Raw genomic sequence first — 24,683 nt, 5'->3', positions numbered from 1 at the left:
GCCGGGTGCCGGGAGCCCGGCCGGCGGTCGCGGGGCGCCGTCGCGGCGCGGCACGGCACGGCACAGAGGGCGGTGACGGCCGCCCGGGCAAGGGGTACCGCGACCCGGTCAGGCCGACGGCGAAGCCGTCCGCCGGTCGAGCACGGACGGCAGCGTCGGCGGAGAACGGGGTCGCGGAACGGGTCATTCACGGTCGATGTTCCGTGTCCACCAGTGGTGCTCGCAGAACCAGTGGCCGACCATCGCGCCGCCGAAGACCACGAACCCGACCCCGATCAGCCAGGACTCCACCACCAGCACGATGCCGACCGTGCCGTAACTGATCGCGTTGTCGAGGATGAGCGGCGTGAACACGAGGTACGAGAAGCCGCGCAGGCCGATCAGGCCCACCATGGTCGCGATCGCCCCCGGCAGCAGGTCACGCCAGCGGACCTGGCTGCCCAGCAGGAAATGCTGGCCCCACCAGAAGAACAGCATGCCCGTCGCCGTGGACAGCGCGATCCGCACCGACCCGTGCAGCGCGGTCCGGGTCTGCACCTCCTGGTAGAGATAGGCGGTCAGCATGACCACCCAGGTCGCCTGGCGCCAGACACGGTGCCACGGGCCGGAGGGCAGTTCCCAGATGCGTTCGTAGCCGTTCTGGACGCTCGCCGCGAAGGACACGCCGAACACGGCGAGCGCGATACCGCCCCACACACTGGTGGTGCCGACGATCTCGGTCGGCGGACTGATGATGTCGGTCAGCACACGGGCGGACCGGCCGGACAGGCCCATACCGTCGGCCAGCCAGGAGGCGAACCCGCCGCGTGCCCCCAGGGGGTCGAAGGCGGCCACCACGATCAGCAGCGGCGCCAGCGTGACCAGGGCGAGCGTGGCGAACCCCAGGGCCCGGTGCATCAGTTCCAGGTCCCTGCCGCGCCGGACGAGGGCGGACGCGGCCAGCCGGTCCCACGCACGGTGGAACGGCTGCCGGAAGCGGTTCACGGGATGCTCCTCGGGCGGTCCCCTCGATGGCTCGCGGATGGGGAACTGAGTGACCCGTCGGCGGGCCGGACAAACGTGCCGCCACCCGTACGCCCGCCGCGCGCCGACCGGACGGCCCCGCATGGGCCCGACGATGCGGGGAACCGGCTCCGGGTAGGTGAGCCGAGAGGATGAGGATCATGCGTGCACTGACCGTCCGCCCCGGCGGCGACGGCTCGCTCGGGGTGGAGGAGGTGGGGGAGCCGAAGCCGGCCGCCGGTGAGCTGTTGGTCCGAGGGGTGGCCCTGGGTGTCTGCGGCACGGACCGGGAGATCGCTTCCGGCGCGTACGGCCAGGCACCGCCGGATCGCGACCGCCTGATCCTCGGCCACGAGTCCCTCGGCCGCGTGGCCGAGGCGCCGCACGGCAGCGGATTCGCCGTCGGCGACCTGGTGGCCGGCGTGGTGCGGCGCCCCGACCCCGAGCCCTGCGGAGCCTGCGCGCACGGTGAGTTCGACATGTGCCGCAACGGCCGCTACCGCGAACGCGGCATCAAGGAACTCGACGGGTACGGCGCCGAGCTGTGGTGCCTGGAGACCGACTACGCCGTGCGCGTGGACGCGGGGCTGGGCCTCGCGGGCGTGCTCATGGAGCCGACCAGTGTGGTCGCCAAGGCCTGGGAACAGATCGAGCGGGTGGGCGCCAGGGCCTGGTTCGAGCCCCGCAGCGTACTGGTGACCGGCGCCGGTCCCATCGGTCTCCTCGCCGCGCTGCTCGGCCGGCAGCGCGGCCTCGACGTACACGTCCTTGACCGGGTCACGGACGGGCCCAAGCCGGACCTCGTGCGCGCCCTCGGAGCCACGTACCACAGCGGTGCGGCCGACGACGTGTTCGCCGCCGTACGCCCGGACGTCGTGGTGGAGGCCACCGGCGCCGGACGGCTGGTGTTCGACGCGATGCGCGGGACGGCGGCGTACGGCATCGTCTGCCTCACCGGCGTCTCGCCCGCCGGGCGGAGCCTGACCGTGGACGCGGGCACGGTGAACCGCGACATCGTGCTGGAGAACGACTGCGTGGTGGGCTCCGTCAACGCCAACCTCCGCCACTTCCGGCAGGCCGCCGACGCCCTGGCACGAGCGGACCGGGAGTGGCTCCACCGGTTGCTCAACCGCCGGGTGCCGCTGGAACACGCGACACGGGCGTTCGAGCCGAGCGCCGACGACATCAAGACGGTGATCACGCTGGAGGGCGGCGCGGACTGACCGCTCGCCCGCGTACGTGACGATCCGAGGGAGTACGAGATGACGCCGGCCACCGGCTTCGACGCGAGGGCGCTGGACGGGTGCACGATCGACGCGGTCGACATCCACGCCTTCGAGGTCCCCACCGACGGCCCGGACGGCCGGGAGCAGGACGGCACCCTGGAGTGGGACTCCACGACCATGGTTCTGGTGCGGGTGCACGCAGGCGGCGCAACCGGCCTCGGCTACACCTACGGGGACGTGTCCGTCGCGGCCTTCGCGCGCTCCGTGCTGGCGCCGGTGGTCGAGGGCGGGCCGGTCGCCTCGCCACCGGCGCTGTGGGAGCGGATGGGGGCGCGGATGCGCAACGCCGGCCGCCCCGGCGTCGGGGCCATGGCCCGGTCAGCCGTCGACGTGGCGCTGTGGGACCTCAAGGCGAGACTGCTCGGCCTCCCCTTGGTCCACCTCCTCCCCGCCCACCACGACCGGGTGCCGGTCTACGGCAGCGGCGGCTTCACCAACTACTCCGAGGACCGCCTCACCGACCAGGTCACCGGATGGGTCGAGCAGGGCATCCCGCGCGTGAAACTGAAGACCTCGCGGGAACCGGAGGCCGACGCGCGGCGCCTGACCGCCGTGCGCCGGGCGGTGGGCGACGGTCCGGAGCTGTTCACCGACGCCAACGGGGCGCTCGGCCGCAAGGAGGCGCTGTACTGGGCGCACCGGTTCCACGACGAGTGGGACGTGCGCTGGTTCGAGGAACCCGTGAGCTCCGCGGACCTTGCGGGGCTGCGGATGCTGCGCGACCGGGGCCCGGCCCGACTGGAGATCACGGCGGGGGAGTACGCCTTCACCGCCCAGGACTTCGCCAACCTCGTCGACGGGCCGGCCGTGGACTGCCTCCAGGCCGACGTCACCCGCTGCGGTGGCATCACCGGCGTGCTGGAGGTCGCCGGTCTGTCGGCCGGCCGCCACCTCGACCTGTCCGCGCACTGCGCCCCGGCGGTGTCCGCCCACGCCTTCTGCGCCGTGCGCCGGCTGCGGCACCTGGAGTACTTCCACGACCACGTACGCGTCGAGCGGCTGCTGTTCGACGGCGTTCTCTCGCCCGACGGCGGAGCCCTGCGCCCCGACACGGGCCGACCGGGGCTCGGTCTGGAGGTCAAGTGGGCCGACGCGGAGCCGTACCGCGTGTCCGGTACCCGCCCGTCCTGACCACGGCCGGGAAACAGGGCTGGCGACGGCGTGGGATCACCTCAGCGGACGGCCTCGGGCCGCCTCGGCGGACGGCCTCGGGCCGCCTCGGCGGACGGCCTCGGGCCGCCTCGGCGGACGGCCTCGGGCCGCCTCAGCGGACGGTCTCAGGGGTCCATGCGCTGCTGCTCACGCATGCGCTCGTTGTGCCAGGCGATGGCGGCGCGTATCTGCGGCTCCTGGAGGCCGGTCCGGCAGCCGAGCTGGTCCATGGAGAGCGCCGGCGGGCCCGTGGTCAGCGCGCGGGTGAGCTTCGCCGCCCACAGTTCCTCGTCCACGAAGGGCCGGTGCGCGTAACCGCCCTTGATCACGTCGAAGTGGTCGTCGCAGCACGCGGTGATGAGCCGCAGCCCGTCGAACCATTCGTTGGTGAGGTGGGCCGCGGAGGAGTCCGGCACGTAGCCGCTCACGGCTTCGTCCTCGGGGAAGACCCTGGCGCACAGGTCGCACAGCTCCATGGGGACCGGCTTGGCGGTCCGACGGCCCTTTCTGGCCTTGCGCTTCCACATGGCGACTCCCGGGGGTCGGCGTCCGGAATGCCGGAGTTACCCGCAGGGCGGGGAGCAAACGCCCCGCGGGTGAGGAGACCGCCGTCGTCCCGGCGGCTCCGTGCGCCGTTACGCCAGTCTCACCGGCAGCTCGAACAGGTCGTTCTGCGTGACCACCGGCTTGTTGCGCAGCTCCGAGGCCGGCACCGCCAGGTCCAGGCGCGGGAAACGGGCGTAGAGCGCGGGCAGCGCCACGCCGGCCTCCAGCCGGGACAGTGCCGCGCCCGGGCACACGTGCGGGCCGTGACCGAAGGAGATGTGCCGGGTCCGCGAGACTCGGGTGATGTCGAACTCGCCCGCCGTCGGGCCGTGCGCCCCCTCGTCCCGGCCCAGCGCGCCGTACGACACGATCAGCGCGTCCCCGGCGGGTATCACCTTCTCGCCGACCGGGACGTCCTCGGTCGCGAAGCGGATCAGGACGTGCGAGGTCGGGGTCGAGTAGCGCAGCGTCTCCTCGATCACCGCGGACCAGTCCGCCTCCCCGGACAGCACCAGGTCCCGCTGCTCGGGATGCGTGGCGAGGTTGACCACGGAGTTCACGATGAGCGAGATCGTGGTCTCGTGACCTGCGGCCACCATCAGCTGGAGGGTGGAGACGATCTCCGCGTCCGTGAGGTGGTCGCCGTTCTCGGACGCCTGGATCAGCGCGCTGGTCAGGTCGTCGCCGGGCGCGGCGCGCTTCGCGGCGACCGTGTCGGCCATGATCCCGGCCAGCTCGGTGAGGGTCGCGACGACCTCCTCGGGCGGCGTCTGGGTCGAGAAGAACTTCTCGAACAGCACCTTCAGCCGCGGCAGCCGAGCCTCCTCGATCCCCATCAGGTCCGCGACGACGTACATCGGCAGCGGGTAGGCGAAGGCCGCCTTGAGGTCGACGACGCCGCCGTCCCCGGGCAGCTCGTCGAGCAGCCGGTCGGTGAGCTCGGTGATCCGCTTGCGCATGTGCTCCACCCGGCGCACCGTGAGCGCCTGCGCCACGAGCGTACGCAGCCGGCGGTGCTCCGCGCCGTCCACGGTGAGCATCGAGCGGCCCGGGTTGGCCAGCCCGATCAGCGGCCAGTCGGCGGGTATCTCACCGCGCCGCCACGCCCCCCACACGTTGATGTCCTTGACCAGGCGGGCGTCGGTGAGCAGGGCCTTGGCCTCCGCGTGGTGCGTGACCGCCCAGACGGGGACGCCGCCCGGCAGCTCCACGGCGGCGAGCGGTCCGGCCGCGCGCAGCCGGGCGCTCTCGCCGTCCAGGTCGGTGACGAACGGGTCCAGCGGAATGCGGGCTTCTTCGGTTCCGGTCGTCATGCTGACGTGCCTCCCAGGGCAGTGGTCGGGGTGAACCGCACGGGCAACTCGGTCAGCCCCCGCAGCCAGGGCGAGGGGCGGCGGGTGAGGGACTCGGCGGGTACGGCCAGGTCGATGTCCGGCAGCCGGTCGAGGACGACCTCGATGCCGGTGCGCGCGATGACCTCGGCGACCTCCTGCGCGGGGAAGGGGCAGCGGTGCTCGCCGTGGCCGAAGGAGAAGTGCGCGTTGTTGCCGCCGGTGAGCGCGGAGCCGTCGGTGCGGACCTGCGGGTCGGAGTTGGCGCCCTGCAGACCGAGCAGCACCAGGTCGCCGGCGCGGATGTGGCGCCCGCCGAGCCGGGTGTCGCGGGAGGCCCAGCGGCCGGCCACGTTCTGCGTGGGCGTGTCCTCCCACAGCACCTCGTTCATGGCCTCGGCGACACTGTTGCGGCCGCCGAAGAGGGAGGCGGCGAAACGGTCGTCGGTCAGCATCAGGCGCAGCGAGTTGCCGATCCAGTCCGCGGTCGGCTGGTGGCCCGCGGCCAGCATCACCATCAGGTCCTGGGCGACCTCCTCCCCGGTGAAGCCGCTGTCGTCGGCGAGCATCCGGGAGGCGACGTCGTCGGCGGGCGCCGCCTCCCGTTCGGCGAGGAGCCGCGCCATCGACGTGGCGAGGTGCGTCTGGCCGGCGATGGCCCGCTCCCTGCCGTCGATCATGTCGTTGAGGGCGGTGACGAGCGCCGGGCCCTGCTCGTCGGAGAAGCCGTACAGGCGGGCCAGGACCCGCACCGGCAGCAGCATGGCGTAGTCGCCGACGAGGTCGGCCTCGCCCTTGGCGCACAACCGGTCCACGAGTTCGTCGGCGAACCGCTCGGCGTGGCCGCGCAGGACGTGCGGGTCGACCGCCTCCAGCGCGTTGCTGATCATGGCGGCGCGTTCGCGGTGCCGTTCGCCGACCGTGTAGAGGATCGACGGCTGCCTGCGGCCGATCATCGGCAGCAGCGGCCAGTCACCGGGGATGTTCTCCCACTGGTTCCAGAGGTCGGAGTCCCGGCTGAACAGCACCGGATCGCCGGTCACCTGGTGCAGTTCGCGGTAGCCGAGCACCAGCCAGGCCGGGACGTCCCCGTCCAGCAGCACCGGGGTGACGGCACCGTGCTCGCGCCGCATCTGCCGGTACAGCAGGGCGGGTTCCGTCTGGAAGCGGGGGCCGCTGAGCGGTACGGCGTCGGTGGCGTCGGTGCTCACACGAACTCCTGTCGGGGCTGGGCGGCGTAGCGGGCCCGGAGATGCTCGACCAGCGTGATCAGCACCTGCTTGCCGGACTCGCGGGACCGGGCGTCGCAGAAGACCAGCGGCACCCGCGGGTCCAGGTCGAGCGCCTCGCGCACGGTCTCGGGCGAATGCCGGGGCCCGCCGAAGTCGTTGCAGGCGACGATGAACGGCGTGCCGTGGTGCTCCAGGCGGTCGATGGCGTACCAGGAGTCGTCGATGCGGCGGGTGTCCACCAGGACCACCGCGCCGAGCGTGCCGGAGAACAGCCGGTCCCACAGGAACCAGAAGCGTTCCTGCCCGGGCGCGCCGAACAGGTACAGCACGTTGCGCGCGTCGAGGCTGATGCGCCCGAAGTCGAAGGCCACGGTCGTCGCGGTCTTGCCGCGTACCTCGCTGATGTCGTCGACCACCTCGCCGGCCTGCGTCATCGTCTCCTCGGTGTTGAGGGGGCGTATCTCGCTGACCGAGCGGACCATGGTCGTCTTGCCGACGCCGAACCCGCCCACGACCACGATCTTCAGGCCGTTGTCGGCGGACGCGCCCAGGGGGACGCGTGCTGGGGTACGGGCGTCAGAGATTGCGGAGTCCAACGAGCACCTGCTCCAGGATGTCGGGATCGGGAACGGCTGCCGTGTACGGGTGGCGTGCGCTCACCCGGCCGGCCGCGTGGAGATCGGAGAGCAGGACCTTGGTGATGCTCACCGGAAGCCGCAGTTCGGCGGCGATCTCCACGACGGCGGTGGGAGCCTCGGTCATCCTGAGGATCGCCGTGTGCTCCGACTGCATGCCGGGCGTCGGCTCGCATTCGGCGACGACGAGGGTGACCAGGTCGAAGGGGTTGCCGGGGCTCGACCGGCTGCGTCCCTGGGTGACGGTGTACAGACGGTCGGGCGCGTCGTCCCTGCCGGGGCGGCTCATGACGTACGGGGCGGCGCGGTGAGATGCTCGCCGAGCTGCTCGATGAGTTCGCTCATGTTGTGCCCGACGAGCCCCGCGTCCGCGTCCTCGGAGGTGACGACGGCCAGGTGCGCGCCCTGACCCGCCTCCACGATGAACAGGACCCCGCCGTAGAACTCGGTCATGGCCGAGCGCACCCCGCCGCTGCCGTCGCCGAACTCCACGGACGCGCCGTGGGACAGCGACTGGATGCCGGCGGCGATCGCGGCCAGTTGGTCGGCCTGGTCGACGGAGAGCTCCGGGGTGCGGCACAGCTTGAGTCCGTCGCGGGACAGGACGAGCGCGTGCCGCGCGCCCGGCGTGCGCTCCAGGAGGCCCTCGATGAGCCAGGTGAGCTTCTCGTCGGCGGTGGTCGAGCCGGTCATGTGGTGGTGTCGCCTTCCGGGTGCGCGTGCGAGTGGGACGGGTGGTCGGGGGCCGTCTCGGCCGGTGCGGGTGCGGCGGGCTCCGCCCGCGGTGCACTGTCCCGTGCGGCGGCGGGGCCGGTGGCCCGTACGGCGTGGCGGAAGTTGCTGAAGCGGGCCGCACGGGCCTTCGCGTCGTCGGCGGGCGGCGTGGCACGCGGCTCGGCGGACCGGGCGGTGGCCCGGGCGCGTTCGGCGGCGGCGAGGGTGCGGCCGCGGCGGCGCCTGGGCAGCCCCGTGAACGGCTCGGTGGAGTCGGCCGACGGGTCATGCTCGCGGTTCGAGGGGTCACGCTCGCGGTCCGACGGGTCGGGCTCGCGGTCCGCGGACTCGTGGAGGGGCAGCGGTTCGGGGGCCACGTCGGCGGGGGCGGGCTCCGTCCCGGCCGCGGACGGTGCGAGGGCGGGCTTCGTCCCGGCCGCGGACAGCCCGGCGGTGGCCGGCGCGGGAGCGGACGGTGTGGAGGTGCGCGGCAGGTCGGTCGGGGCGGCGGGCGGCGGAGGCACCGCCGGACCGTCGGTGGCGGCGGGACCGCTCAGGATGTCCTGGGGGATGAGCATCAGCACACCCGTACCGCCGCGCGCGGACGGCCGGAAGGACACCTTGAGCCCGTGCTTGGCCGACAGCCGGCCCACCACGGAGAGGCCCAGCCGGGTACCGGTCAGGCCGCCGAGCCCGGCCGACTCGCCGGCCACCGCCTGCTGGGCCCGGCGCAGTTGCACCTCGCCCATCACCAGTCCGCTGTCCTCCACGGACACGATGACGCCGGCCGGCACCTCCTCGACGTACACGTGGACCTCGGCGGTCGGCGGGGAGAAGTTCGCGGCGTTGTCGAGGAGTTCGGCCAGGGCGTGCATGACGCCCTCGGCGGCGTGTCCGGCGACCGCGGCGTCGCTGGCCGAGTGCACGCGCACTCGCTGGTAGCCGGCGATACGTCCCATGGCGCCACGCAGAATGGACTCCATGCCGATGGGCCGCGCCCACCGGCGTCCGGAGCGGGCGCCGGTGAGGACGGCGACGGAGTCGGCGAGCCGGCCCGCCTGCGCGGTGCGGTGGTCGAGGTGGAGCAGGTCGGCGAGGACGTCCTCGTCGCTGTGCCGTTCCTCCATGGCGCGCAGGTCGGCGAGCATCCCGGTGGCCAGCGCCTGCATCCGGCCGGCGGCGTTGGCGGTCGCGGAGACGGCGGCGGCGCGCTCACTCGTCGCCCGGTCGAGCCGCGCCCGCAACCCGGTCGTCTCCTCGGTGAGCCGCGCGACCTCCCGGGCCCGCTCCTCGGCGAGCCGTACCCGCTCCTGCTCGAAACCGTCCGCGAGCCGCTCCCGTTCCCGGTCGCACTCCGCCACGACGCGGGCCCGTTCCCGGTCGGCCTCCGCACGCAGGCGCTCCTGTTCCCGTCCCGCCCGCTCGGCCAGCCGCGCCCGGTCCTGGGCGAGCCCGGCCGCGTCCGCGCGGGCGGCGTCCAGCAGGCGGCGGGTGGCCCGTTCCCGGCGGACGGCGTGCACGGCCACGGTCACCGCCGCGCAGAGGAGGATGGCCGCGGCGCTCGCGCCCAGGCCGAGCGGAACGCGTACCGAGGGCGGCGCCGCGGCGACGGCACCGCCGACGACGAGCGCCGACACCACCGCGCAGGGCAGGGCCACGGCCAGGAGGACACGGGGAGCGGGTCGGTCGCCGGGGCGGGCGGGCGCGGTCATCAATCGGGTCCTCGCCAGGCCGCCGGAACGGCCCTCGTGTCGTCCTTCGGGGCGCGTGTGTGCCGAAAGCCTTTACGCGGCACGCAACAGGCGATCACTATACGAGAGTTCGTGATCCAATTGAAAAGAGTCTCGCTCAACTACCGCATGTTTTCCGACCGTTCTCGGTGTGACGGTCACAGACGTTCGCCGGCCACGTCGTCCTCGTCGGGCGGCCGCCCGATGTGCCCGCGGTCACGGGCCTTGAGCAGGCGCAGCCGGTCGAGACGGGAGATCACGGGGGAGGCGGTCACCCCGTGCAGGACGACGGAGGCGAGGACGGTGAAGGCCACCACGGCCCAGAGCTCCCCGGCCGGGACGTGAAAGCCCTCCTTGCCGAGCGCATGGGCGAGGTAGAACAGCGAGCCGATGCCGCGGATGCCGAAGAAGGCGGTCACCAGGCGCTCCCGAGGTCCCGCGGCCGTGCCGAACTGCGCGACCCAGCCGGTCAGCGGCCGGGCGACGAGCAGCAGGAGTAGACCGACGGCAGCGCCCCGCCAGGTCAGGTCTTCCAGAGCGCCCTGCGCGACGCAGACGCCCAGGAGAAAGAGGAGCCCGGCGGTGAGCAGTCGTTCGACCTGCTCGACGAAGTCGTGGAGCACGGCGTGGTAGCCGTGGTCGCGTTCGGCGGCGCGGATGCGGCAGGCGGTGACGAAGACGGCCAGGAACCCGTAGCCGTGGGCGAGTTCGGTGACGCCGTAGGAGAGGAACGTGGCGCCCAGGGCGACGAAGCCCTCCCGGTGCTCGGACAGTCGCACCGATGCCCGGCCGGCGCGGAAGAAGAGCCAGCCGAGCAGCTTGCCGACGGCGAGACCGGCCAGTACCGCGATCACGCACGCGTACAGCACGTCGACCAGGAGCCAGTGCCCGACCCAGCCGCCGGACAGGCCCGTGCCCGCCGCCGCGGTCAGGGCGATCGCCGCCATGACGACGGGGAAGGCGAGTCCGTCGTTGAGGCCGGCCTCGCTGGTGAGCGCGAAGCGCACCTCGTCCTCGTCGTGCTCGGAATCGGTGGGCGCGCCCACCCGCACGCCGGAGGCGAGCACCGGGTCGGTGGGCGCGAGCACGGCCGCCAGCAGCAGCGCGGCGGCCGGCGGCCAGTCCAGCAGCCACCAGGCGAGGAGCCCCGTGGCCGCGATGGTGAGGGGCATCGTGATGCCGATCAGCCGCCAGGGGGCTCGCCAGCGGCGCAGGCCGAGGGGGCGGTTCAGCGCGAGACCGGCGCCCATCAGCGAGATGACGACGCAGATCTCCGTGAGGTGCTCCACCCACACCCGGTCGCGCACCAGGTCGATCTCGGGCAGCGGCGTGGGCAGCAGCTGCAACGCGACCCCGCAGGCGAGGAAGACGAGCGGCATGGACAGCGGCCGTCCGGCCACCATTCGGGGGAGGACGGCGGCCGCGAGGGCACCCGCCCCGAGCAGGGTGAAGAGGAAGTCAGCCAAGGTCACCGCTGACGTGTGCCCGCTGCCGCGTCGGCGTACGCCGGCGTACGCCGGTTGCCCGGTTGAAGCCCGGACGACTTCGCGCCCAGGGACTCAGGGAAGGTCGCCCTGCTCGCAGACCCGGCGGGCGACGTCACGGAGTTTCACGTTGCGGTCCTGCGAGTACCTGCGCAGCGCGGCGAAGGCCTGGTCCTCGGTCATGCGATGCCTGCCCATGAGGATGCCCATGGCCTCGCCGATCGTGTGCCGGGTGCCGATGGCCTCCTGCAGCTGGGCGTGCGTACGGGCGCTGGAGAAGGCGACCGCGGCGTGGGAGGCCAGCAGCCAGCCGGCCGTCTCGCTGGCCTCGGTGAACGCGCCGGGCCGATACGAGTAGATGTTCAGCGCCCCGAGGTCCTCGTCCTCGGTGAACAGCAGGAAGCCCATCATGCTGCCCAGGCCCAGCTTGCGCGCCTCGGGCAGGTACTTGGGCCAGCGCCGTGCCTCGTCCGTGAAATCCGCGATCCGGAACTGCCGCTGCCCCTCGGAGGTGCGAGCGGCGTCGAAACACGGCCCTTCCCCGACACGTCCCTGAAGTTCGTCACTGTCGACCACCACCTGGTCGGTGGGGGCGAGCGACTGCACCTGCCTGCCGCGCAGGATGAGGATGCCGGCGGCGTCGCAGCCTTCCACCAGCTGCTTGGCCGAACCGGTGATCCGTTTCAGCGTGTCGTTCACCGACTCCTGGGCCAGCAGATCGCGTGCCAACGAAGCCATCTGCTGTGCGAAGCCACGCCAGTCCTCCATACCGTTTCCTCCTCGCTCCCTGGAGGAGTGCCCCTCGGGCGGCCGGATGCAACAGGGACATCCGGAACCCCACGCGGTCCGGCGTTCGGTTCAGCGCCGGATGAGACCGAGAGCGGCGGCGACCGCCGCGGTGCGGGGGCCCACGCCCGGCTCGGGGCAGACATGGGCCGGGTGGGGCTTGACCGGGCCTCCTCGACGCGGCCGGGATGGCCGTCGGGGCCGATCGGGCCGTTCGCGCCGTCCGGGCCGACTGCCGGCCCAGTCGGCTCTCCGGCGCCGGCGCCGGCGTGTCAACATCGCCCGCGCCCTGATGACCGACCCCGGTGTGCCGCCCGCCGACGAACCCGCCGGCGCCCCCGACCGTGAGCGGGGCACCACCGTCATCGACCTGATCACCCGCCTCGCCCGGGAGCGGGGCACCGCCACCGTGCTGGTCACCCGCGACCACGCCCATCCGGCCGCGGCCGACCGTGTCACCGAGGTCCACGAGGGACGCCTGGCACTCCCCGCACCGGCGCGCGGACCGCGCGTCCGCAGGTTCAGGCTTCGCCGGGCCGGAGCCGGTCGGCGGCGTCAGGCGGCTGGATCCGCATGCCGGGACGCCGCCGGTGCACGGTCAGGTACGTCACCCCGTCCGGGCCGGCGACGAGGCCACGGGTCGAACCGTGCGGCAGCCAGGTCAGGACGCCCGCGCGCAGCCGGCGTTCGCCGTCGGTGCGGACGAGGGCCGCCTCACCGTCGAGGACGAGCAGCAGGACGTCGAGGTCCGGTTCGGTGTGCGTCTCGATCCGCCCCGCCGCGGGGACGCGGACGACGTTGGCGTCGAGCTGCCGCCCCGGTTCCGCGAGCTTCCACAGGGCGCCGGCCGATGTGTCCCCGCCGGAGGGCAGGAGCTCCGCGATGTCGCACAGGGCCCGGGGGAGGGGAGGTTCGGCCGCCGAGAGGGGTGAGTCGCTGTCTTCCGCCGCCATCAGGTGCCACCGTCCGTCGTACGGAGTCCGGTGACGCACTCCACAGAGCCAATGCCGTAAGTAAACACGAATCCATTATGCGCATTTGATAGCGTCCCGGCTGTGCGGCTGACGAAGTTCACCGACCTGGCGCTGCGTTCCGTCATGCGCCTGGCGGTCGTGAGAGACGGTGACGACCCACTGACCACCCGCGAGGTGGCCGAGGCCGTCGATGTGCCGTACACGCACGCGGCGAAGACCATCACGCGCCTGCGGCACCTCGGCGTGGTGGAGGCGCGGCGCGGTCGCGGCGGCGGGCTGACGCTGACCGGCCTGGGGCGGCGCGCCTCGGTGGGCTGGCTCGTGCGCGAGCTCGAAGGCGACGGTGAGGTGGTCGCCTGCGAGGGTGATCCTCCGTGCCCACTGAGAGGTGCCTGCCGGCTGCGGGGCGCCCTGCGGAACGCGCAGGAGGCGTTCTACGCCGCGCTCGACCCGCTGACCGTGGCCGACCTGGTGGCCTCGCCCACCGGCCCGGTCCTGCTCGGACTGCCGGACCGCCCTTCCGGGTGACGGGCGGCCCGGCTGTCGCGCTGACGGGCGACCGGCCGCCCCCTTGGCGGTGAGGCCGTCGAACCGCGCACGAAAACACGAATATCATCTACCAATTAAGGAGTCGCTGTGCTCTCCGAACAGTCCGTCCCCGTGGTCCGGGCCACCCTTCCGGCGGTAGGAGCGGCCATCGGTGACATCACCACGCTGTTCTACCGGAAGCTGTTCGACGCCCACCCCGAATTGCTGCGGGACCTGTTCAACCGCGGGAACCAGGCCAACGGGGAGCAGCAGCGAGCCCTGGCGGGCTCCATCGCCGCGTTCGCCGGCCTGCTGGTGGAACGCCCCGACGCGCGTCCCGACACGCTGCTCTCCAGGATCGCGCACAAGCACGCCTCCCTCGGCATCACCTCCGACCAGTACAAGGTCGTCCACCGTCATCTGTTCGCCGCGATCGCGGAGGTGCTCGGCGACGCCGTCACCCCCGAGGTCGCCGCCGCCTGGGACGAGGTCTACTGGCTGATGGCCAACGCGCTCGTGGCCATCGAGGCCCGCCTCTACCGGGAGGCAGGGGTCGCCGAGGGAGAGGTCTGGCACCGCGTGGAGGTCGTCGAGCGGCGTGAGGAGAGCCCCGACGCGGTCTCCCTCGTCCTCCGGCCGGCCGACGACCTGCCCACGAGCCCGTTCCGCCCGGGCCAGTACGTCAGCGTCCGGTCCCTGCTGCCCGACGGCTCCCGGCAGATCCGCCAGTACAGCCTGTCCGCCGCGCCGGACGGGACCGACCGGCGCATCACCGTCAAGCGCGTGCGGGGCGACGGGCAGCCGGACGGCGAGGTCTCGTCCTGGCTCCACGCGCACGCCCGCGAGGGCGACGTGCTCACCGTGTCCGCGCCGTTCGGCGACCTGGTACTGGACGAGGGCGACGGTCCGCTGCTGCTGGCCTCCGCCGGCATCGGCGTCACCCCCATGCTGGCCATGCTGAACCACCTGGCCGCCACCGGTGCCACCCGGCCGGTCACCGTCGTCCACGCCGACCGCGACCCCGCCTCGCACGCCCACCGACGGGAACAGCTCGACCTGATACGCGAGCTGCCCGGCGCCCGGCTCCACCTGTGGTACGAGGAGCCCGGCGACCAGGCCCCGGAGGCCTCGGCCGGCCGCGCCGACCTCGCAGGCCTCGAACTGCCCGACGGCCTCACGGTCTACCTGTGCGGCCCGGTGCCCTTCATGCGCGCCGTCCGCGGCGACCTGCTGCGCCGCGGTGTGCCCGCGGAGGCCATCCACTACGAGGTCTTCGGACCCGATCTCTGGCTCGGCGAGCAGTAGCGGGGAGGCGTTCACGCTTCCCGGGCCGGGCAACGGCCCACCGCGGGATTCCCTGCCCGCGTTAGGCCGCTGCGGTGAACGCGGTGGTGATCGCGGTGTCGACGCGGGCGTGCACGACCAGACGCGGGCCCGAGGTGTCGGAGTTGTCCTCCAACAGCCGGCGGACGGGCGCGCTGTGGGTGACGACGCACATCAGGACGCCGAGCCGGACGCACCACTGGTGGGCCCTGAGCACGGCACTGGCCGCGGCGTGGCCGGCGGCCCGGTCGGCGAGGACGATGACGACGGGGGTCGGCTGATGGGCGTCGACCAGGTTGGTGATGTGCGTGGTCAGCGTGGCCCGCCCGTCGATTCCCGGGTCCTGGTCCACCGTGATGACCAGGACCCCATGCTCCAGGGTGTGGGACAGCATTGCGGCCTCCGATCCGACGCCTGGCGGCGAAGTTGTGTTCAGTGAAGGTGCCCGGTACCGCGTTCGCAACGCGCCGCCTCCGCACCGGCCGGCCGGGACCGTGCACACGGCACTGAGTACGATCGTCCGGTCCGCCGCCGACCCTCGTACCCCGACCGACGCAAGGAGCCCCGACCGTTGCCCGCCCTCCTGCCCCCGCCCCGTACCGGGCCCCGCCTGCTGAACCCGGAGCGGCTGACGCGGGTGGAGGACGGCGAACGGCTGCACGCCCTGCTGTGGTCCCCGGGACCGGGCTGGCGGATGGCCAGCAGCGCCGTGCTGGGCGGGGGGATCGCCGACCGCGCATGGGTGCTCAACGCCCAGGTCGCCCACGGCTACCGGCGAACCGACCCGGCGCGCCACCTGGCCGACCTGGCTCGCGCCGCCGGCGCCCGGGGGACCGGGGTGGGTCTGATGACGGCCGCCGACGTGTCCGCCTCAGCGCGGGCGCGGGACGGCGGCGCTGAAGCCGTGGTGACCGCCGGGATCTCGGTACGCGGATGGGCGGCCTCACCCGAGCGGGGTGCCGTCGCGCCCGCCGCACCGGGGACGATCAACATCATCGCCGCGCTGCCGGTCGCGCTGAGCGACGCAGCCCTGGTCAACGCCGTGATGACGGCGACCGAGGCCAAGGTCCAGGCGTTGCTGGACGCGGGCCTCGACTGCTCCGGTACGCCCACGGACGCCGTGTGCGTCGCCGCCCGCGCCGAACAGCCCGGAGCCGGGCTCCACGCCTTCGCCGGCCCGCGCTCCGAGTGGGGAGCCCGGCTGGCCCGGGCGGTTCACCGGGCCGTACTCTCCGCGCTGCCCACCGGCCCGTGAGCCGGGGTCCGTCACAACGAGGTCCGGCGCCGCACCGCCACCACCCGCAGGGCCAGCGCCACGGCGAGCAGCACCCAGGCCACGGCGCAGTACGCCCAGGCCGTCGAGCCCCGCGCGAGATCCACGGCGCTCCACACGGCCCACAGCGCCAGTACGACGCACAGCGCCGTCCAGGCCACGTCGGCGAGACGGGTGCGCAACTGGGCGCGCTGCCGGGTGCCCGGTTCCAGATCGCCGAGACCGCTGCCGGTGGGTGCCTGTCGCTCGTTCACGTCGGCCTCCTTCGGGAGATCGCTGGAGAGTGAACTCCGGGTACCCGCGGGGAGGTTGCGCAAGCGGCGAGGGTCGTCGCCGCACGGGCGAGGGTGGTCGCGCGTGTGTGGGGGCGTCCCGGACCGGGCCGCCCCCACACACGCGCCCGCCCAGGGCGATCAGCGCTGAGAGGCCTTCTGCAGCGCCTTGTCGAGAGCGGCCTTGAAGCCGTACGCCCACAACTGGTTCACCCGGCCGCGCTCGTTGGCGTTCGGGTAGGCGTTGGTGCAGGAGGGGCCGGGGCCGCCGCCCGACATCAGCTCGCTGCACGGGCCGGAGTAGTGGTCGGGCAGACCGAGCACGTGCCCGGTCTCGTGAGCGGTCACGCGGGTCGAGTCGTACTGCTGGTTCTGCCGGTAGTCGAGGAAGATGTAGCCGTTGCCGTGTCCGTCCGTGGAGGCGTACGAGCCGCGCGAGTCGTTGCCCTCGTAGTACGCGAAGTCCGCCCCCGAGCTTCTCTCCGCGAGCCGCACGTTGGACACCGAGCTGTTCCAGATCTGCGTGGAGCGGGATATCTGCGAGCGGAAGCTGGGCGCGTTGGCGGCGCTGTAGTAGACGGTGACGGCCGCGGTCGAGGCCGGGTTCGCGGCGCGCTTCTCGGCGACGGACTTGATGACCGCCTCGAAGAACGCCCGGTTGGCGGCGGCGTCCTCACCCGAGCCGGCGGCGGGCTGGTAGCCGACGTGAGCGGTCCGGTCCGGCGCCTGGGGAGCGGCGGACGTCGCGGCGGGACCGGTGCCGAGCACGGCCGCCGTCAGGCCGAGGCCGACCGCGCTGGACAGCAGGGGCAGGCTGATACGCATCGATGACTCCTTGTGTGGGGGAGTGGGGAGAGAAGTCGTCACCGGTGAGTGTGGAGCGCCCATGAGCCCGCTGTGATGATGGCAACCGGCGATAGGGCGGGGCTATCACCCACGGGGCCACCGCCGTGCGGCCGCCACGGAAGAAGCTTCGACCGGAGTGCAGAACTCGCCCTGTTCCGCCGCCTTTTGTTCACCTGGCGCAACCAACTGTTCCGCCCTACGCTCCCTGCATGGAGCTCGAGGTGAGGCACCTACGCGCACTGTGCGCCATCGCCGACGCCGGCAGCCTGCACCGTGCGGCACGCCAACTGGGCGTCGCCCAGCCCACCTTGAGCACTCAGCTGAACCGCATCGAACAGGCCCTGGGCGGCCCCCTGTTCACTCGGGAACGCACCGGCTGCCGGCCCACCCCGCTCGGCCGGACGGTCCTCGGCCGGGCCCGTCCGCTGCTGGCCGACATGCGCACCCTGGTCCGCGAGGCCCGCGCCGCCGCGGCCGGCGGCGACAGCCGGCTGCGCGTCGGCTCCACGGCCAGCCGTGCCCTGGCCGGCTGGCTGCGCCGGCTCAGACAGCCGGGCCTGGAACCGACGCTCCAGATGGACGTCTCCGCCAACGCCCTGCTGCGCCAGGTCACCGACGGCCAGCTCGACGTCGCCTTCGTGCACGAGGTGGAGGGCTGCCCGCTGCACGTCCCCGAGGGGCTGCGGCTGCGGGTCCTCGTCGAGCGCGAACCGCAGTTCGTCATGCTGCCCGCCGACCACCCAGCGGCCACCCGGTCCGTCGTCCGCCTCGCCGACCTGGCCGACGACCGCTGGATGGTCGACCCCACCGTCGACGGCGAGTGGGACGGCGTGCACCGCATGCTGCGCGCCGTCGGCCTCGACCCGCGCGTCCTGCACGGCGACTACCACACCGCCGCGTCCCTCGTCGCCACCGGCGAGGTCGTCACCGTCTGCCAGCCCAGCTCCCAGTCCCGCCCCGACGTGGCCGTACGGCGGCTGTACGGCGACCCCCTCGGCGTACGCCTGCTGCTCGCCGCGCGCACCCGGGCCGAGCTGGACGCCGTCTACCCGGCGCTGGAGGAGGCGTACTGGGAGGTGGCGCGTCAGTCCACCGCGTACCGGGAGTGGCTGGAACGCACCGGGCTCACCGGGCCCCGCCTCGTACCGGCTCCCTGAGACGTATCGGCCAATTCGGTGGTTATCCACCCGAACCGGTATGGCGAGAAGGTCATATGGTTACGGAGAGGTGTATGAGCTCTGTGCGACGTCTTCCGCCTCTTCGTTCGATGGCCGTCATCTGCGCCCTGGGCAGTTCCGTCCTCCTGATGACCGGCTGCACGAACGCCGACACGACACGCTCCAGTGTCGCCGAGGCGGCTCAGACCACTCCCCCCACCACGTCCCCCACCAACACGGCTTCCGCCACCGACACCGCTTCCCCCTCTCCCTCCGAGTCCCTGACCGACGACCAGGCCGAGCGCCAGGCTCTGGTCCCCAAGGCGAAGGTCACCTGGGACAAGGCGGTCGACACCGCCGTCAAGGAGGTCCCCGAGGGCAAGCTCGTCGACCTCGAACTGAAGCCCACGTCCGCCGAGGCCACCGCGTCGACCGGCTCGCCCAGCCCCAGCATGCCGAACCCGGCTCCCAGCCAGGGCGCCCCCGAGTGGGAGGCCAAGGTCGCCGCCCCCGACGGCACCGTGCACCGGATCGACGTCGACGCGGTCTCCGGCAAGGTCTTCCGCACCCAGGTCGAGGACCAGGACGCCGACGACAAGCAGCAGATCGCCGACTGGCTGAAGAAGGCGACCCAGACGCCGGAGCAGGCCGTGAAGGTGGCCACCGACAAGGCCGAGGGCACCGTCACCGGCATCGAGCTGGACGAGAACGACGACCAGCAGCTCCTGTGGGGCGTCGACGTGGTGTCGACCGACAACTGGAACAAGACCACCGTGGACGTCGACGCGACCAACGGCAAGATCCTGCGCGAGCACGTGGACCGCGACTGAGCGCCGACCCCGAACACCGCGACGAGAACCGAAGCAGCACGGCGGGAGCAGCCGGGTGGAGTCGCCCGGCTGCTCCCGCCGTGTGTGCGCCGGGGGGGGCTCAGGCGGCCGGCTCCACCGCCTCCGTCCGTCCGCTCGCCGTCGTGCGGGGCAGCGTCAGCACGGCCAGGAAGCCGCAGACCGCCACCGCGGCGAAGAAGTAGAACCCCCACGGATGACCGATCCCCGAGGCGACCAGGGCACCGGTGATCGACGGGCCGACGATCGAGCCGATCCGGCCGATCCCGGACGCCGAGCCGAGCGCGGTGCTCCGCACGGAGGCCGGGTAGAAACTCGTCACGTAGGCGTAGACGAGCACCATGGCGGAGAAGACGAACACGCCGGTGAAGAAGACGATGACGTTGAGCAGCAGGTCGCTCTCCATCTTGACGCTCAGGCACGCGAGCATGACCACCGAGACGGCGAACCAGACCATCGTGGTGCCCTTGATGCCCCGCCGGTCGGCGACCCAGCCGCCGAGGACCAGGCCGACCACACCGCCGATGTTGAGCACGAGAAGCTGGGTGACGGCCGTGGGCACGGGGTAGCCGGCGTCGTTCATGAGCTTCGGCAGCCAGGTGTTGAGACCGTAGACCAGCAGCAGACCCATGAACGAGGCGACCCAGATGCCGATGCCCGCCCGCAGGTAGGCCGGCTTGAGCAGTTCGGTGAACGGCACCCGCCGGTCCCCGTCCTGCCTGGCCCGGACGAAGGCCTCCGACTCCGGCAGTTTGAACCACTGGACGGCGGCGACCACGAGACCGACGACGCCGAGCAGGTAGAAGAGGATCTCCCAGTTGTCGGTCACCTGGAGGGCCAGCAGCGAGGTGATCACGGCACCGGTGTGGTAGCCGGTCATCGTCAGTGTGCTGGCCCGCGCCCGGCGGCTGGCCGGCATGTGCTCGGCCATCATGGTCAGCGAGACCGGCATGCAGGCGCCCAGGCCCAGACCGGCGATCAGGCGGAGCGCGGCGAACATCGCGACGGAGTTCGCCAGCGGCACCACGATGGTGAACAGCGAGAACAGCACCACCGAGCCGATGAGCAGGCGGCGACGCCCCAGCCGGTCGGCCAGCGGACCGACACAGACCGCGCCGATGGCCACGCCCACGAGCGAGAGCGTCGCGATGGTGGTCGCGTCGCCCGCGGTCATGCCGAGGTGCTGGGTCTTGAGCAGGGTGGGGATGATGGCGCCGAGGACGACGAGGTCGTAGCCCTCCAGCAGAACGGTGATCCAGCACAGGACCACCGTCCAGGTGCCGTTGCCGGCGCGGTCTGTCTTCGCGGGCGCGCCGGACGTGGTGGCGGAAGCCATGATGACTCTCCCCCCGGGGGACGGGTGTGAGTGAGCGGAACCGGAACGGCCGGGGTGGCCGGGTCGGCCTGGGGCGGCCGGAAGGGTCAGAACGGGTAGTCGGCGATGTCCGGGCGGACCGTGACCCACTGGGTCTCGGTGAACGCCTCGACGTTGGCCGCGGCGCCGCCGAAGCGGGACCCGGTACCGGAGGCCTTGACCCCGCCGAAGGGGGCGCCCGGCTCGTCGCTCACCGTCTGCTCGTTGATGTGGACCTTGCCGGAGTCGATCCGGTCGGCGAGCTTCATCGCCGTCCCGACGTCCCCGAGGATGCCGACCGACAGCCCGTACTCGCAGTCGTCGACGATCCGCGCGGCCTCCTCCAGGGTGGAGAAGGAGATGACGGGGGCGACGGGGCCGAAGATCTCCTCGCGCCACGCCGGCATCTCGGTCGTCAGGCCGGTCAGGACGGTGGCGCGGTAGCAGGCGCCGTCGATCTCGCCGCCCGCGGCGACCTTCGCACCCGCCGCGACGCTGTCGGTGACGATGCCGTGCACGCGCTCCAGCTGACGGCGGTCGATGATCGGGCCCAGCGCCACGTCCTCGCGGGCGGGGTCACCGACCGGCAGCGCCTCGGCCTTCGCGGCGAGGGCGGCGGTGTACTCCTCCACCAGCGACTCGTGCACGATGTGCCGGCCGGTCGTCATGCAGATCTGCCCCTGGTGCAGGTACGAGCCGAACGCCCCCGCCGAGGCGGCCTTGCGCACGTCCGCTCCGGGCAGCACGACCAGCGCGTTGTTCCCGCCCAGCTCCAGATGGGCCCGTTTCAGCAGCCGCCCGGCCTGCTCGCCGATCGCCCGCCCGACCGGCGTGGACCCGGTGAAGGAGATCACCCGGACCTCAGGAGCCTCGACGACCGCCCGGCCGACCGAGCCGTCGCCCGGCAGCAGGTGCAGGACACCGGCGGGGAGCCCGGCCTCCTCGAAGATCCGGGCGATGACGACGCCGCCGCTCACCGCGGTGCGCGGGTCCGGCTTGAGCAGCACGGCGTTGCCGAGGGCGAGCGCCGGGGCCACGGAACGCAGGCCCAGGATGAGCGGGAAATTGAAGGGCGCGATCACGCTCACGACACCGGCGGGGCGGCGCCGGGCGAGTGACCAGCGGGCCTCCTCCGAGGTGAGCACCTCACCCTGCGGATGCGTCGGCAGGCCGGCGCACTCGAAGCACTCGCCGATCGCCAGCCCCGCCTCGAAGCCCGCCTTGGACCGCACCGAGCCGGCCTCGCGCACCAGCCAGCCCTCGATCTCGGCGGCGTGCTCGGTGAACAGCTCACCCGCGCGCCGCAGCACGGCGGCGCGCCGCTGCGGCGAGGTCGCCGCCCACTCGCGCTGGGCCTCGGCGGCCCGCATGGCGGCACGGTTCACGTCCTCGGCGGTGGCCAGGCCCACCGAGCCGAGCCGGTCGCCGGTGGCGGGCTCGGTCACGGGCTGCTCGGTGGGGGAGTCCTGCCAGCCGTCGCTGAAGAACTTCCCGCTCCAGACGTCGCTGTCCAGGAGTGTCATCGTCTTCCCCTTCTTCGGGATCCTCGGGTGCCGGGCGCGTCGGCGGTTCCGTGCGCCCGGCCGGTCAAGTCGTGTGTCAGGAGGGCGTGGTGAGCGCCGTGTCCACCTGGATCAGACGGGGGTGGTCCGGCCGCTCGGCCAGCACGGCGCGCAGTTCCTCGGCACCGCCGACGTGCCGGGCCCGGACGCCGTAGCCCTCCGCGATGCGGGTGAAGTCCAGCCCCGGGATGTCGAGGCCGGGAGCGTCCGGCACGCCGAGCAGGCCGCCGAACCAGCGCAGCGCCCCGTACGTGCCGTTGCGCAGCAGCACAACGGTCAGCGGGACCCGGTGCTGCGCCGCCGTCCACAGGGCGGTGATGCCGTAGTTGGCCGAGCCGTCCCCGATGACGCCGACGACCGGCCGGTCGGGCTGGGCCATCGCGACGCCGACCGCGCCGGGCAGGCCGAAGCCGAGACCGCCGGCCGCCGGGAAGTAGTACGAGCCCTGACGGCGCAGGTCCATCTGGCGCCACCACGCGGAGTTGGTGGACGTCGACTCGACGACGTACGCCGTGTCCTCGGGCTGTTCGTCGCGCAGCGCCGCGAAGACCTGCTCGGGGTGGAGGCCGGGTCCCTCGGCGATGAGCGGCTCGGGCGCGGGCCGGTAGGGGCCCGCGGGCGTGCCGGGCGCGTCGAGCGCCTTCAGGAGCAGGTCGACGACGGCCCCGGGGTCGGCGACCAGCGCCTCGCCCATCGGCGCCCGCGCGGCGGCCGACGCGTCCTCGGTCACCTGGATCAACCGGGTGCCCTCCGGCAGATACCGGCCGGGAAGGTGCTCGTGGTAGCGGAACACCGGCGCGCCCAGCACCAGTACGAGGTCGTGTCCCTCGAAGGCCTCGGAGATCGGCGCGATCCCGGCGGGCAGCACGCCCCGGAACTGCGGATGCCGGTTGGGGAAGGGCAGCCGGAAGAGCGAGGGAGCCGCCCACACCGGGCCGCCCAGGCGCTCGGCCAGCCGGACGGCGTCGTCGAAGAGGCCGCCCGAGTCGATGTCGCCGCCCAGCACGAGCGCGGGACGCCGTGCGGAGGCGACCTGCTCGACGAGCCGGCGGCCGTGCTCACCGCCGGGCACGGAGGCCCGCTCGACCCGCCGGTCGAGCACGGCCAGGGCGTTGTCGCCGGCCTCGGCCGACCAGTCGTCGTACGGGACGGAGAGATAGGTCGGCCGCTGCTGGAGCCGCGCCTCGAAGACGGCCTGGGCGAGCGCGCGCGGCACGTCCTCGGCGCAGGCCGGCTCCGCCGCCCAGCCGACCAACGGCTTCATCAGGGTCTGCGAGTCGACGCTGGCCAGGTTGGCCTCCGGGCCGATCGCGGGCCGCACCTGCTGGCCGGCCACCACCACGAGCGGGGTGCGCGAGGCCACGGCGTTCGTCAGCGCGCCCATCGCGTTGCCCGAACCCGAGGCGGCGTGCAGGTTGACCAGGACCGGGCGGCCGGACGCCTGGGCGTAGCCGTCGGCCATGCCGACGACGGCGCCCTCGTGCAGACCGAGGACGTAGCGGAAGCCGTCGGGCAGCTCGGCGAGGAAGGGCAGCTCGTTGGAGCCCGGATTGCCGAAGACGGTGGTGAGCCCCTGGCGCTCCAGGAAATCGTGGGAGACACGACGCACGGATGGCACGGACGTTCCTTTCGAAGTGACGTCCGACACGCTAGGCACCCCGCGACATGGGCACCAATAGATGTTTCGGCACGCCGATATAGAGTCGGTCTATATGGGCACCTTCGACCTCAACCTGGCCCGTGTCTTCGTCCTCCTGTACGAGACCGGCAGCGTCACGGCCACCGCGGAGACGCTCCACGTCACCCAGCCCACCGTGAGCTACAGCCTGGGCAAGCTCCGGCGGCACTTCGACGACGAGCTGTTCCGCCGCAACGGGCGCGGACTGACGCCGACGGCCGGTGCCCGACGGCTGTACGAGCCGCTCCAGCGCGCCCTGGCGGAGATCGACGGGACGGTCCGGCAGGGCGACGCCTTCGACCCCGGGACCATGTCGGGCCGCTTCACCATCGCCCTCTCCGACCTCGGCGAGGCGACCCTCCTGCCGAGGCTCCTCGCCGCGGCCCGCGAGCGTGCGCCGGCGGTGTCGTTCACCGTCCGCCCGTTCGACGTGGAGGACGCCGAGAGCCAGCTGCGCCGCGGGGACCTCGACGCGTTCGTGGCCACCCCCGTGATCACCTCCCACCTGACCGTGCGGATCCCGCTCTTCCGGGAGCGCTACGTCCTCATGGTCGCCGCCGACCATCCGCGCGTCCGGGGCGACGAGGTGACGCTGCCGGACCTCGCGGCCGAGCAGCACGCGACGGTGTTCGGGCCGAGCGGGCACGTCGCGCCCCGGGCGGTGCTGGCCGCGCACGGGCTGCTGGAACGGGTGGCCGTGGACGCCACCCGCTTCTCGATGCTGCCCTACCTGCTGGAGCAGACCGACCTGATCGCCATCGTCCCCGAGTACGTCGGCGAGGTCTTCACCGCCTCCCACCGGGTGCGCCTGGTCCGGCTGCCCTTCGAGACCGAGCCGATCGAGATCGCCCTGTACGCGCGGCACGAGTCCTCGCGCAGCCCGGCACAGCGCTGGCTGGTGCGGTTCATGGCCCAGGTGCTGGGCGAGCAGGTGAGCGCGGCCCAGCTGCCGCCGACCGCGGCCCGGTGA

General features: G+C 73.0%; 25 protein-coding genes. 8 read left to right on the top strand and 17 right to left on the bottom strand.

Annotated features, from left to right (window positions below; translation table 11 throughout):
• Nucleotides 1–183: 183 nt before the first annotated feature.
• Nucleotides 184–984, bottom strand: coding sequence for a ribonuclease BN (locus ACIQ6R_RS32735; RefSeq protein WP_404225328.1), 801 nt, complete (start codon nt 982–984; stop codon nt 184–186).
• Between the two features lie 179 nt (nt 985–1,163).
• Here ACIQ6R_RS32735 and ACIQ6R_RS32730 point away from each other — a divergent pair, with 179 nt between their 5' ends.
• A complete protein-coding gene (locus tag ACIQ6R_RS32730; protein ID WP_404225327.1) occupies nt 1,164–2,225 on the top strand; it encodes a glucose 1-dehydrogenase in 1,062 nt (353 codons plus the stop codon).
• 39 nt (nt 2,226–2,264) lie between these two features.
• Nucleotides 2,265–3,419: an enolase C-terminal domain-like protein gene (locus tag ACIQ6R_RS32725; protein ID WP_404225325.1), complete on the top strand. Its 1,155-nt coding sequence runs from the start codon at nt 2,265–2,267 to the stop codon at nt 3,417–3,419.
• A gap of 146 nt (nt 3,420–3,565) precedes the next feature.
• Here ACIQ6R_RS32725 and ACIQ6R_RS32720 read toward each other — a convergent pair whose 3' ends face one another.
• The 10 genes from ACIQ6R_RS32720 to ACIQ6R_RS32675 all read right to left on the bottom strand — a co-directional run bounded on the left by ACIQ6R_RS32720 (nt 3,566) and on the right by ACIQ6R_RS32675 (nt 12,851).
• Nucleotides 3,566–3,967, bottom strand: coding sequence for a hypothetical protein (locus ACIQ6R_RS32720; protein ID WP_404225324.1), 402 nt, complete (start codon nt 3,965–3,967; stop codon nt 3,566–3,568).
• Nucleotides 3,968–4,075: 108 nt separating this feature from the next.
• Entirely contained in the window at nt 4,076–5,299 is a 1,224-nt protein-coding gene (locus tag ACIQ6R_RS32715) for a cytochrome P450 (RefSeq protein WP_404225322.1), read from the bottom strand.
• Nucleotides 5,296–6,528: a cytochrome P450 gene (locus tag ACIQ6R_RS32710; protein WP_404182683.1), complete on the bottom strand. Its 1,233-nt coding sequence runs from the start codon at nt 6,526–6,528 to the stop codon at nt 5,296–5,298. Before ACIQ6R_RS32710 ends, ACIQ6R_RS32715 begins: the two co-directional genes overlap by 4 nt.
• The gene (locus ACIQ6R_RS32705) at nt 6,525–7,145 is read right to left on the bottom strand and encodes a GTP-binding protein (protein ID WP_404182680.1); all 621 of its coding nucleotides are present in this window, start codon (nt 7,143–7,145) and stop codon (nt 6,525–6,527) included. The genes ACIQ6R_RS32710 and ACIQ6R_RS32705 overlap by 4 nt, the downstream gene beginning before the upstream one ends.
• The gene (locus ACIQ6R_RS32700) at nt 7,126–7,473 is read right to left on the bottom strand and encodes a DUF742 domain-containing protein (protein WP_404182677.1); all 348 of its coding nucleotides are present in this window, start codon (nt 7,471–7,473) and stop codon (nt 7,126–7,128) included. The genes ACIQ6R_RS32705 and ACIQ6R_RS32700 overlap by 20 nt, the downstream gene beginning before the upstream one ends.
• Nucleotides 7,470–7,877 carry a roadblock/LC7 domain-containing protein gene (locus ACIQ6R_RS32695; protein ID WP_404225320.1) on the bottom strand — a complete coding sequence of 136 codons (408 nt, stop codon included), beginning with the start codon at nt 7,875–7,877 and terminating at the stop codon, nt 7,470–7,472. Before ACIQ6R_RS32695 ends, ACIQ6R_RS32700 begins: the two co-directional genes overlap by 4 nt.
• Nucleotides 7,874–9,610, bottom strand: a complete 1,737-nt coding sequence (locus tag ACIQ6R_RS32690) for an ATP-binding protein (protein WP_404225318.1) — start codon at nt 9,608–9,610, stop codon at nt 7,874–7,876. The genes ACIQ6R_RS32695 and ACIQ6R_RS32690 overlap by 4 nt, the downstream gene beginning before the upstream one ends.
• A 176-nt stretch (nt 9,611–9,786) precedes the next feature.
• Nucleotides 9,787–11,100, bottom strand: a complete 1,314-nt coding sequence (locus tag ACIQ6R_RS32685) for a cation:proton antiporter (protein ID WP_404225316.1) — start codon at nt 11,098–11,100, stop codon at nt 9,787–9,789.
• Nucleotides 11,101–11,187: 87 nt separating this feature from the next.
• Nucleotides 11,188–11,880 carry an ANTAR domain-containing protein gene (locus tag ACIQ6R_RS32680; RefSeq protein WP_404225314.1) on the bottom strand — a complete coding sequence of 231 codons (693 nt, stop codon included), beginning with the start codon at nt 11,878–11,880 and terminating at the stop codon, nt 11,188–11,190.
• Between the two features lie 539 nt (nt 11,881–12,419).
• Nucleotides 12,420–12,851, bottom strand: a complete 432-nt coding sequence (locus tag ACIQ6R_RS32675) for a hypothetical protein (RefSeq protein ID WP_404225311.1) — start codon at nt 12,849–12,851, stop codon at nt 12,420–12,422.
• A 102-nt stretch (nt 12,852–12,953) separates the two neighbouring features.
• Here ACIQ6R_RS32675 and nsrR point away from each other — a divergent pair, with 102 nt between their 5' ends.
• Nucleotides 12,954–13,400 (top strand): nitric oxide-sensing transcriptional repressor NsrR, encoded by a 447-nt coding sequence (nsrR, locus tag ACIQ6R_RS32670; RefSeq protein ID WP_404182659.1) that lies wholly within the window; start codon nt 12,954–12,956, stop codon nt 13,398–13,400.
• A 108-nt stretch (nt 13,401–13,508) separates the two neighbouring features.
• On the top strand, nt 13,509–14,705 hold the full coding sequence (locus tag ACIQ6R_RS32665; protein ID WP_404225309.1) for a globin domain-containing protein: 1,197 nt from the start codon (nt 13,509–13,511) through the stop codon (nt 14,703–14,705).
• A gap of 61 nt (nt 14,706–14,766) precedes the next feature.
• On the opposite strand, the gene ACIQ6R_RS32660 is transcribed toward ACIQ6R_RS32665, so the two are convergent.
• Nucleotides 14,767–15,117, bottom strand: coding sequence for a hypothetical protein (locus ACIQ6R_RS32660; RefSeq protein ID WP_404182653.1), 351 nt, complete (start codon nt 15,115–15,117; stop codon nt 14,767–14,769).
• A gap of 177 nt (nt 15,118–15,294) precedes the next feature.
• On the opposite strand from ACIQ6R_RS32660, the gene ACIQ6R_RS32655 reads away from it, so the two are divergent.
• Nucleotides 15,295–15,978 (top strand): adenosylcobinamide amidohydrolase, encoded by a 684-nt coding sequence (locus ACIQ6R_RS32655; RefSeq protein WP_404225307.1) that lies wholly within the window; start codon nt 15,295–15,297, stop codon nt 15,976–15,978.
• A gap of 11 nt (nt 15,979–15,989) precedes the next feature.
• Here the strand turns inward: ACIQ6R_RS32655 and ACIQ6R_RS32650 are convergent, their stop codons facing one another.
• Nucleotides 15,990–16,250: a hypothetical protein gene (locus tag ACIQ6R_RS32650; protein ID WP_404225305.1), complete on the bottom strand. Its 261-nt coding sequence runs from the start codon at nt 16,248–16,250 to the stop codon at nt 15,990–15,992.
• A 159-nt stretch (nt 16,251–16,409) separates the two neighbouring features.
• Nucleotides 16,410–17,093, bottom strand: coding sequence for a snapalysin (gene snpA, locus ACIQ6R_RS32645; protein WP_404225303.1), 684 nt, complete (start codon nt 17,091–17,093; stop codon nt 16,410–16,412).
• A 230-nt stretch (nt 17,094–17,323) separates the two neighbouring features.
• Here snpA and ACIQ6R_RS32640 point away from each other — a divergent pair, with 230 nt between their 5' ends.
• Nucleotides 17,324–18,271, top strand: coding sequence for a LysR substrate-binding domain-containing protein (locus ACIQ6R_RS32640; protein WP_404182641.1), 948 nt, complete (start codon nt 17,324–17,326; stop codon nt 18,269–18,271).
• Nucleotides 18,272–18,345: 74 nt separating this feature from the next.
• Complete coding sequence (locus ACIQ6R_RS32635) at nt 18,346–19,101, top strand: PepSY domain-containing protein (RefSeq protein ID WP_404225302.1); 756 nt, start codon at nt 18,346–18,348, stop codon at nt 19,099–19,101.
• Nucleotides 19,102–19,201: 100 nt separating this feature from the next.
• On the opposite strand, the gene ACIQ6R_RS32630 is transcribed toward ACIQ6R_RS32635, so the two are convergent.
• The 3 genes from ACIQ6R_RS32630 to mdlC form a co-directional block, all read right to left on the bottom strand.
• Nucleotides 19,202–20,455, bottom strand: coding sequence for an MFS transporter (locus ACIQ6R_RS32630; RefSeq protein WP_404225300.1), 1,254 nt, complete (start codon nt 20,453–20,455; stop codon nt 19,202–19,204).
• Between the two features lie 86 nt (nt 20,456–20,541).
• Complete coding sequence (locus tag ACIQ6R_RS32625; protein WP_404225298.1) at nt 20,542–21,996, bottom strand: benzaldehyde dehydrogenase; 1,455 nt, start codon at nt 21,994–21,996, stop codon at nt 20,542–20,544.
• A 76-nt stretch (nt 21,997–22,072) separates the two neighbouring features.
• Nucleotides 22,073–23,653 (bottom strand): benzoylformate decarboxylase, encoded by a 1,581-nt coding sequence (mdlC, locus tag ACIQ6R_RS32620; protein WP_404225296.1) that lies wholly within the window; start codon nt 23,651–23,653, stop codon nt 22,073–22,075.
• Between the two features lie 94 nt (nt 23,654–23,747).
• Here mdlC and ACIQ6R_RS32615 point away from each other — a divergent pair, with 94 nt between their 5' ends.
• On the top strand, nt 23,748–24,683 hold the full coding sequence (locus tag ACIQ6R_RS32615; protein WP_404182626.1) for a LysR substrate-binding domain-containing protein: 936 nt from the start codon (nt 23,748–23,750) through the stop codon (nt 24,681–24,683).

This window comes from Streptomyces sp. NPDC096048 (assembly GCF_044763415.1).
In the GTDB taxonomy this organism is placed as follows: domain Bacteria; phylum Actinomycetota; class Actinomycetes; order Streptomycetales; family Streptomycetaceae; genus Streptomyces.
The sequence above is the reverse complement of the archived record's forward strand: the minus strand, read 5'-3'. Positions and strand labels throughout refer to the sequence as shown.